This is a genomic window from Serratia inhibens (genome assembly GCF_003591175.1).
GTDB classification, from domain to species: domain Bacteria; phylum Pseudomonadota; class Gammaproteobacteria; order Enterobacterales; family Enterobacteriaceae; genus Serratia; species Serratia inhibens.
Genome location: NZ_QYYG01000011.1, coordinates 169303 through 178778 on the forward strand (window position 1 = coordinate 169303; position 9476 = coordinate 178778).

Here is a 9476-nt window from a genome sequence, read left to right on the forward strand (position 1 = left end):
AGGAACATGGCAATTTCGGGCACGTCACATCAAGGCCAGCGCTTCACCGGCGCAGAACTGATCGTTCATTTGCTGGAGCGCCAGGGCATCACCACCGTAGCCGGCATTCCCGGCGGCGCGGCACTGCCGTTGTATGACGCGCTGAGCCAAAGCACCCGCATTCACCACGTGCTGGCGCGCCACGAACAGGGCGCGGGCTTTATGGCGCAGGGCATGGCGCGCGCCAACGGCAAGGCGGCAGTTTGCATCGCTTCCAGCGGGCCGGGGGCGACCAACCTGGTCACCGCCATCGCCGACGCCAAACTCGATTCCATCCCGCTGGTGTGCATCACCGGCCAGGTGCCTTCCTCAATGATTGGTACCGATGCCTTCCAGGAAGTGGATACCTACGGCATCTCGATTCCCATTACCAAACACAACCATCTGGTACGCGATATCCGCGAACTGCCGCAGGTGATCTGCGACGCGTTCCGCATTGCCGAATCCGGCCGCCCCGGCCCGGTATGGATCGACGTGCCGAAAGACGTACAAACTGCGGTTATCAGCCTGGATGAACTGCCGCCCGTCGCAGTGCCAGACGCTGCGCCGGTCTTCGAAGCCGCCGCAGTGGCGCAAGCCGCCGCGATGATCAACCAGGCCAAGCGCCCGGTGTTGTATCTGGGGGGCGGCATTATCTGCGCCAACGCCTACCAACAGGCAATTGAGCTGGCCGAACGCGCCAACCTGCCGACCACCATGACGCTGATGGCGCTGGGCGCCATGCCGGTGCAGCACCCGCTGTCACTGGGCATGCTGGGAATGCATGCGGCCCGCAGCACCAACTTTATTCTGCAGGAAGCCGATCTGCTGATCGTATTGGGCGCACGCTTTGACGATCGGGCGATTGGCAAAACCGAACAGTTCTGCCCCAACGCCAGCATCATTCACGTGGATATCGACCGCGCCGAACTGGGCAAGGTGAAGCAGGCGAATATTGCCATTCATGCCGACGTAGGCCAGGTGCTGCAACAATTGTTGCCGCAAATTGAAGCGCAACCGCGCAGCGAGTGGCTGGACACCGTCGACGGCCTGAAACGCGAGTTCCCGTTCAGCATGCCGAACGCCGAAGATCCGCTGAGCCACTACGGGCTGGTGCTGGCCGCCGCGCGCTGCGTGGATGAAAGCGCCATCATCACCACCGACGTGGGCCAGCATCAGATGTGGGTGGCGCAAGCCTATCCGCTCAGTCGGCCACGCCAGTGGCTGACCTCCGGCGGCCTGGGCACCATGGGCTTTGGCCTGCCGGCGGCTATCGGCGCGGCGCTGGCTGAACCGCAGCGCAAGGTGCTGTGCTTCTCCGGTGACGGCAGCCTGATGATGAACATTCAGGAAATGGCCACCGCCGTCGAGCACGATTTGGACGTGAAAATTATCCTGATGAACAATCAGGCGCTGGGGCTGGTGCATCAGCAGCAAACCCTGTTCTATCAGCAACGCATCTTTGCCGCCGCCTACCCGAAACGCACCGATTTTATCAAGATTGCCGCCGGTTTCGGGCTGGATACCTGCGATCTGAACGCCGCAGAAGATCCGCAGGCCGCGCTGGCCGAGGCGATCCAACGCCCTGGCCCGTGCCTGATCCACGCGCTGATCGATATCAATGAAAAAGTCTTCCCGATGGTACCGCCGGGTGCCGCCAACATCGACATGATTGGAGAATAAGCCATGTCAGAACAACACAATAATCCACAGGTGATCCTTGAGCTGGCGGTCCGCAACCATCCCGGCGTGATGTCGCACGTGTGCGGCCTGTTTGCCCGCCGCGCCTTCAACGTGGAGGGCATCCTGTGCATGCCGTTGAAAGACGGCAAACAGAGCCGCATCTGGCTATTGGTGGCGGACGATCAACGGCTGGTGCAAATGATCAGCCAGGTAGAAAAACTTGAGGATGTGCTGCAGGTGAAACGCCACAACGAAGACATGCGGGTGTTTGAACAGCTGGAAGCCTTCTTCCAGTAAGGTGGCAGAGCACCAAACCCTATCCCCTATGGATTTCACGTGACAGCCAGGCGGCAAGAGCCTGAATCCCCAAGCGCTTACTTAGGTAAGTAACTGGGGTTTAGGGACGCAGCCAACAACGCTGCCACTTGAAAGACAACGGGGATATCAGCCGGCCAACACCTTCCACAGCAGATGCCGATACACCGGCATCAACGGTTGTTGGGATAAATAGTAAAAGGTCCCGAGCGCCAGTATCCAACTCAGCACGCAGGCCATCCGCAACCGCACCGGCGACAGCCAGTTGCTCAGCCGATCGGCGCTGCGCTTGCCTTCACGCCACCAACGCCAGCTCAACCAGGCGGCCAGCCAAATCAGCACCACCACCGCAAACAGCAGCCATTTGAATAACGCGCTGCTGGCGCTGGCGGGAATGTCTATCGCCACGCCGGCCAGAATACCGGGGAAGAAATAAACCGGCGGCCAGGTGATGCAGCCGATAATGTTAGGCAGGGCGAATTTGTATGGCGGCAGGTCGAGCATCCCGGCGACCATCGGCACCAGCGGGCGCGTCGGGCCGACAAAACGGCCAATCAGAATGGTCGCCATACTGTGTTGATGCAGCGCATGCTCGGTCTTGTCCAGCATCGCCTTGTTCTTTTTCAGAAATGACCAACGATGCAGCGGCCCCTTGAAGGCGCGGCCGATAAAGTACGAGATCCAATCCCCCAGCAGGCAACCGAGGATCCCCGCCCCCCAGGCGTAATAGAAATCCACCTGGCCGCTGCCGATCAGCGCACCAATGCTGGCCATCATTACCGTGCCGGGCAACAGCAACCCAACCAGAGCCAGAGATTCCAGAAACGCGACAAACATGACGACCATCAGAGTGAAAGCCAATGACTGGGTGATCAAATGCTGCAGATAGGCTTCCATATACCTCTACTCGTAATCAAAAGCGCGTGGGCGTGGGATTGTCCGGTGCGGCCGGGGGTGAGTCAACCGATGAATTGTATGCGTTTTTGGCAAAACCGCCCGACAATGGACAATCACTGTATAAAAACCCATACTGTAACTTATGCCTATAGCCTTTCAGTTTAGCCTCTCAGGAACCGCGTGATGTCACTCCAACAGGGTTTTCTGCTCACCCGCCACTGGCGCGATACGCCCGCAGGTACCGAGGTGGAGTTCTGGCTGGCGACCGACCGCGGGCCGCAGCAACTTCGCCTGCCACCGCAGACCTCCATAGCCTTTATCCCAGCCGAACAACGCCAGCGCGCTGAGCTGTTGCTGCGTGAAGAGCGGCAACTGGAGCTGAAAACCCTGCCGTTGACCGATTTCCATCATCGCCCGGTTCTGGGGCTGTATTGCCGCCAGCATCGTCAATTGATCAAACTGGAAAAGCTGCTGAAAGACGGCGGCGTCAATGTCTACGAAGCCGATATTCGCCCGCCGGAACGCTACCTGATGGAGCGTTTTATCACCGCGCCGGTGTGGTTCAGCGGCCGGCCCAATGGCAGCGGTCCGCTGCTCGACGGCCAGATGAAACCTGCGCCGGACTACCGCCCGACGCTGAAAATAGTCTCGCTGGACATTGAAACCACCGCCCACGGCGAGCTGTATTCAATCGCGCTGGAAGGCTGCGGCCAGCGTCAGGTCTACATGCTGGGGCCGGCCAACGGCGGCAATGAACCGCTGGATTTCGAGCTGGAATACTGCACCAGCCGCCCACAGATGCTGGAACGCCTGAATCAGTGGCTGGAACGGCACGATCCGGACGCCATCATCGGCTGGAACCTGGTACAGTTCGATTTACGCGTGCTGCAAAAACACGCAGAGCGCTACCAAATCCCCCTGCGACTGGGCCGTGGCGGCAACCTGCTGGAATGGCGCGAGCACGGCTTCAAGCAGAATCACTTTTTCGCCTCTGCCGCCGGGCGGCTGATTATCGACGGCATAGAAGCGCTGAAATCCGCCACCTGGAACTTCCCTTCTTTCAGCCTGGAGTACGTAGCGCAAGCGCTGCTGGGAGAAGGTAAATCCATCGATAACCCCTACCAGCGGATGGCGGAAATCGATCGGCGCTTCGCCGAAGACAAACCGGCGCTGGCGCGCTACAACCTGAAGGACTGCGAGTTGGTCACGCGGATTTTCGCCAAAGCCGAGCTGCTGACCTTCTTGCTGGAGCGTGCGACCGTCACCGGGCTGGCGGCGGACCGCAGCGGTGGTTCGGTGGCCGCGTTCAGCAACCTGTATATGCCGCGCATGCACCGGCTGGGTTTTGTGGCGCCCAACCTCGGCGAACAGCCGGAGGAACACAGCCCCGGCGGCTTTGTCATGGATTCCCGACCCGGCCTGTATGATTCGGTGCTGGTGCTGGATTACAAAAGCCTGTACCCGTCGATCATCCGCACCTTCCTGATCGATCCGGTCGGGCTGGTGGAAGGCATGCGGCACCCAGGCGATGCCGATTCCGTACCCGGTTTTCGCCACGCGCGTTTCTCGCGCGGGAAACATTGCCTGCCGGCGATCGTCGAACAAATCTGGCAAGGACGCGAGGCAGCAAAACGCCAACAGAACAAGCCGTTATCCCAGGCTCTAAAAATCATCATGAACGCGCTATACGGTGTGTTGGGATCTAGCGGCTGTCGCTTTTTCGATCCCCGTTTGGCTTCGTCGATCACCCTGCGCGGCCATGAGATCATGCGCCAGACGCGCGAACTGATCGAGGCACAGGGCTATCAGGTGATCTACGGCGACACCGATTCCACCTTCGTCTGGCTGAAACAGCCGCACAGCGAACAGCAGGCGGCGCAGATTGGCAGGACGCTGGTGCAGCAGGTCAACCAATGGTGGCAGCAGCACCTTCAGCAACAGTTCGGGCTGGAGAACGCGCTGGAGCTGGAGTTTGAAACCCATTACTCGCGCTTTCTGATGCCCACCATCCGCGGCGCCGAACAGGGCAGTAAAAAACGCTATGCCGGGCTGATCGTCAAACCCGACGGCAACGAAGAAATGGTCTACAAAGGTCTGGAAACGGTGCGTACCGACTGGACGCCGCTGGCGCAACAATTCCAGCAGTTGCTCTACCAGCGCATATTCAAACAGCAGCCGTATCAGGATTTTGTGCGTGAATACGTCAGCAAAACGCTGAACGGCGACTTTGACGATCGGCTGGTCTACCGCAAGCGCCTGCGCAGGAAGCTGGAAGAGTATCAGCGCAACGTGCCGCCGCACGTCCGTGCAGCGCGTATCGCCGACGACTATAATCGTCAACAGGGGCGGCCGCTGCAATATCAGAGCGGCGGCTGGATCAGCTACGTCATGACCGTAGCCGGCCCGGAACCCCTGGAGACCCAGCAGTCGGCCATAGATTACCAGCATTATCTGGACCGCCAGTTGCAACCGGTGGCAGACGCCATACTCCCTTTTCTGCACGACGATTTTACCACGCTGGTGACCGGGCAGATGGGGCTGTTCTGACATTGCGCCCGCCATGCGGGCTTTGGCGAAGGGTTAAGAAAAATCATCGGGTTTTGCAGGTGACGAACGCGCCGCCTTCCATTACCATAGCGCCCTTCCCAAATTCTGAACCACGCTGCGCCCATGCCGTCTCGCGACGCCTGCATGGCGTGAACAGCTATTGCCCGTCAAATTAAAATAAACCGGGATTAGCAAACGTTTGATACAGGTGCCGCGGCCCTTCCCGCCCGGTAACAAGACTTACTTAAAAAGAATCGAGCCGACAATATATGCCTTTTACACTTGGTCAACGCTGGATCAGCGATACGGAAAGCGAATTAGGTCTGGGAACCGTCGTGGCGCTGGATGTGCGCATGGTTACCCTGCTTTTCCCCGCAACCGGTGAAAACCGACTCTATGCCAGAAGTGACTCGCCAATCACCCGCGTGATGTTCAATCCGGGCGACACCATCAGCAACCACGAAGGGTGGGAGTTACAGGTAGAAGAGGTCAAAGAGGATAACGGCCTGCTGACCTATATCGGCACCCGCCTGGACACCCAGGAAAGCGGCGTGGCGATGCGCGAAGTGCTGCTGGACAGCAAGCTGACCTTCAGCAAACCGCAGGACCGTCTGTTCGCCGGCCAGATCGACCGTATGGATCGCTTCGCCCTGCGTTTCCGCGCGCGTAAATACCAGAGCGAGCAGTATCGCCTGCCGTTCGCCGGCCTGCGCGGCATGCGTGCCAGCCTGATCCCCCACCAGTTGCACATCGCTTACGAAGTCGGGCAGCGCCACGCGCCACGCGTACTGCTGGCAGATGAAGTCGGTTTGGGGAAAACCATCGAAGCCGGGATGATCATCCATCAGCAACTGCTGGCGGGCCGCGCCGAGCGCGTACTGATCGTGGTGCCTGAGACCCTCCAGCACCAGTGGCTGGTCGAAATGATGCGCCGCTTCAACCTGTATTTCTCGCTGTTCGACGACAGCCGTTACTCGGAAGCCAAACTCGACAGCAGCAATCCGTTTGAAACCGAACAGCTGGTGATCTGTTCGCTGGACTTCGTGCGCCGCAACAAACAGCGCCTGGAAGAGCTGGCAGACGCCCAGTGGGATCTGCTGGTAGTCGACGAAGCCCACCATCTGGCCTGGAGCGAAGAAGCGCCAAGTCGCGAATACCAGGTCATCGAACAGCTGGCGGAACATATCCCCGGCGTACTGCTGCTGACAGCGACCCCGGAGCAACTTGGCCAGCAGAGCCATTTCGCCCGTCTGCGCCTGCTGGACCCGAGCCGTTTCCACGATTACCAAGAATTCGTCAGCGAACAGCAAAAATACCGCCCGGTCGCCGATGCCGTTACCCTGCTGCTGAGCGGTGAACGTCTGGCCGATGACAAGCTGAACATGCTGGGTGAACTGATCGACGAACAGGACATCGAACCGCTGCTGAAAGCCGCCAATAGCGACGCCGAGGGCGCCGAGCAAGCGCGCCAGGAGCTGGTCACCATGCTGATGGACCGCCACGGTACCAGCCGCGTGCTGTTCCGCAACACCCGCAACGGCGTTAAAGGCTTCCCGCACCGCAATCTGCACCAGATCAAGCTGCAGCTGCCGACCCAGTACCAGACCGCAATCAAAGTGTCCGGTATCATGGGGGCGAAGAAAACCATTGAAGCGCGTGCGCGCGACATGCTGTACCCGGAGCAAATCTATCAGGAGTTCGAGGGCGAGAACGCCACCTGGTGGAACTTTGATCCGCGTGTGGAGTGGCTGCTGGACTACCTGGTGGCCAACCGCGATAAGAAAGTGCTGGTGATTTGCGCCAAGGCCGACACCGCGCTGCAGCTGGAACAGGTACTGCGTGAGCGCGAAGCGATCCGCGCTGCGGTGTTCCACGAAGGGCTGTCGATTATCGAACGCGATCGTGCCGCCGCCTACTTCGCCTCGGAAGAAGACGGCGCCCAGGTGTTGCTGTGCTCGGAGATCGGTTCCGAAGGCCGCAACTTCCAGTTCGCCAGCCACCTGGTGATGTTCGACCTGCCGTTCAACCCCGATCTGCTGGAGCAGCGTATCGGCCGTCTGGACCGTATCGGCCAGATGCATGAAATTGAAATCATGGTGCCGTACCTGGAAAACACCGCTCAGGCGGTACTGGTACGTTGGTTCCATGAAGGGCTGGACGCCTTTGAGCACACCTGCCCGACCGGCCGCACCATTTATGACAGCGGCTACGAGCAGTTGATCGGCTTCCTGGCTGCGCCGACCGAACATGAGGGGTTGGACGAATTCATTCACGCCTGCCGCCAGCAGCACGACCATCTCAAGGCGCAGTTGGAACAGGGCCGCGATCGCCTGCTGGAAATGCACTCCAACGGCGGCGAGAAAGCTCAGGTGCTGGCAGAAGCCATCGCCAATCAAGACAACGACGTCAACCTGGTGGGCTTTGCGCTTAACCTGTTCGACATCGTCGGCATCAACCAGGACGATCGCAGCGACAACCTGATTGTGCTGACGCCGTCCGATCACATGCTGGTGCCGGACTTCCCGGGCCTGCCGCAGGACGGCTGCACCGTCACTTTCGATCGCGAGCAGGCGCTGTCGCGTGAAGACGCGCAGTTCGTCAGTTGGGAACACCCGATCATCCGCAACGGCCTGGACCTGATCCTGTCCGGCGATACCGGCAGCTGTGCGGTGTCCTTGTTGAAAAACAAGGCGCTGCCGGTCGGCACCTTGCTGGTCGAACTGGTGTACGTGGTTGAGGCGCAGGCACCGAAACACCTGCAACTGACCCGCTTCCTGCCGCCAACGCCAATCCGCATGCTGATGGACCGCAAAGGCACCAACCTGGCGGCGCAGGTCGAATTCGAAAGCTTCAACCGCCAGTTGAACGCAGTCAACCGCCATACCTCCAGCAAGCTGGTCAACGCGGTGCAACAGGACGTGCACGCCATGCTGCAACAGGCGGAAAGCCTGGTTGAAGCCCAGGCGCGCGCGCTGATTGAACAGGCGAAACAGGAAGCGGACGACAAGCTGAGCACCGAGCTGGCGCGTCTGGAAGCACTGAAGGCGGTTAACCCGAATATCCGTGATGACGAAGTGGAAGCGCTGGAGTTCAACCGTAAACAGGTGCTGGTCAACCTGAATGAAGCGGGATGGCGTCTGGACGCTATCCGTCTGGTGGTGGTCACCCACCAGTAACCTGCGGCACGGGGAACTCCGGTTCCCCGTACAGTCACTTTCAGCGGAGCCAAGATGGAACCCTACAATCCCCCTCAGGACCCGATGCATATCCTGTATCAGGATGAGCACATTATCGTGGTCAACAAGGCGAGCGGCCTGCTGTCGGTGCCTGGCCGCGCACCGGAAAACAAAGACAGCCTGATGACGCGCATTCAGGCCGATTTTCCGGCCGCCGAATCGGTGCATCGCCTGGATATGGCGACCAGCGGGGTGATTGTGGTGGCGTTGAACAAGGCCGCAGAGCGTGAGCTCAAGCGTCAGTTCCGCGATCGCGAGCCGAAGAAATCCTATATCGCCCGCGTGTGGGGCCATCTGGAGAACGATGAAGGGCTGGTGGATTTACCGCTGATTTGCGACTGGCCGAACCGGCCGCTGCAGAAGGTATGCTTCGAAACCGGCAAAGCGGCGCAAACAGAGTATCTGGTGCTGTCGCACGATGCCGATGGCAGCACGCGGGTAAAACTGACGCCGATCACCGGCCGCTCTCACCAGTTGCGCGTACACATGCTGGCACTGGGCCACCCGATCCTCGGTGACGGGTTCTATGCCCATCCCGAAGCCAAGGCAATGGCACCGCGATTGCAACTGCATGCGCAGGAACTGCGCATCACCCATCCGGCATTCCAGACGCCGATGCATTTCCGCGCCGAGCCGGATTTCTGAATCCAACAAAAAATCTATGGTCACCCCCGTTTTTGCAAGATGAATTTTGAGGTACAGTGAGCTTTGCTTAAATCTATCCGGCGTCTGTTGGGAAACTAAGCCTGTTCCCGCGCCCCGATGAAAGCCGCGCCTGAC

At 59.7% G+C, this 9476-nt stretch carries 6 protein-coding genes; 5 read left to right on the forward strand and 1 reads right to left on the reverse strand.

All coding sequences use genetic code 11. The features are described 5' to 3' along the window. Positions 1-6: 6 nt before the first annotated feature. Both ilvB and ilvN read left to right on the forward strand, forming a co-directional pair. A complete protein-coding gene (ilvB, locus tag D4100_RS23780; protein WP_119805386.1) occupies positions 7-1701 on the forward strand; it encodes an acetolactate synthase large subunit in 1695 nt (564 codons plus the stop codon). A 3-nt stretch (positions 1702-1704) separates the two neighbouring features. After that, positions 1705-1998 (forward strand): acetolactate synthase small subunit, encoded by a 294-nt coding sequence (gene ilvN, locus D4100_RS23785; RefSeq protein WP_006317571.1) that lies wholly within the window; start codon positions 1705-1707, stop codon positions 1996-1998. Positions 1999-2145: 147 nt separating this feature from the next. On the opposite strand, the gene D4100_RS23790 is transcribed toward ilvN, so the two are convergent. Then, positions 2146-2913, reverse strand: a complete 768-nt coding sequence (locus tag D4100_RS23790) for a DedA family protein (protein ID WP_006317570.1) — start codon at positions 2911-2913, stop codon at positions 2146-2148. A 183-nt stretch (positions 2914-3096) separates the two neighbouring features. Between D4100_RS23790 and D4100_RS23795 the strand changes: the two genes are divergently transcribed. From D4100_RS23795 to rluA, 3 genes are all read left to right on the forward strand, one after another. Then, positions 3097-5460, forward strand: coding sequence for a DNA polymerase II (locus D4100_RS23795; protein WP_199685736.1), 2364 nt, complete (start codon positions 3097-3099; stop codon positions 5458-5460). A gap of 269 nt (positions 5461-5729) precedes the next feature. Next, the gene (rapA, locus tag D4100_RS23800; protein WP_006317568.1) at positions 5730-8636 is read left to right on the forward strand and encodes an RNA polymerase-associated protein RapA; all 2907 of its coding nucleotides are present in this window, start codon (positions 5730-5732) and stop codon (positions 8634-8636) included. A 54-nt stretch (positions 8637-8690) separates the two neighbouring features. Next, a complete protein-coding gene (gene rluA, locus D4100_RS23805; protein WP_119805388.1) occupies positions 8691-9341 on the forward strand; it encodes a bifunctional tRNA pseudouridine(32) synthase/23S rRNA pseudouridine(746) synthase RluA in 651 nt (216 codons plus the stop codon). Positions 9342-9476 lie beyond the last annotated feature (135 nt).

What these genes read in the sequence shown, in the direction of transcription:
- D4100_RS23790 (WP_006317570.1), bottom strand. Translation starts at nt 2,913, where the DNA reads ATGGAAGCCTATCTGCAGCATTTGATCACCCAGTCATTGGCTTTCACT.
- ilvN (WP_006317571.1), top strand. Translation starts at nt 1,705, where the DNA reads ATGTCAGAACAACACAATAATCCACAGGTGATCCTTGAGCTGGCGGTC.
- rluA (WP_119805388.1), top strand. Translation starts at nt 8,691, where the DNA reads ATGGAACCCTACAATCCCCCTCAGGACCCGATGCATATCCTGTATCAG.
- rapA (WP_006317568.1), top strand. Translation starts at nt 5,730, where the DNA reads ATGCCTTTTACACTTGGTCAACGCTGGATCAGCGATACGGAAAGCGAA.
- ilvB (WP_119805386.1), top strand. Translation starts at nt 7, where the DNA reads ATGGCAATTTCGGGCACGTCACATCAAGGCCAGCGCTTCACCGGCGCA.
- D4100_RS23795 (WP_199685736.1), top strand. Translation starts at nt 3,097, where the DNA reads ATGTCACTCCAACAGGGTTTTCTGCTCACCCGCCACTGGCGCGATACG.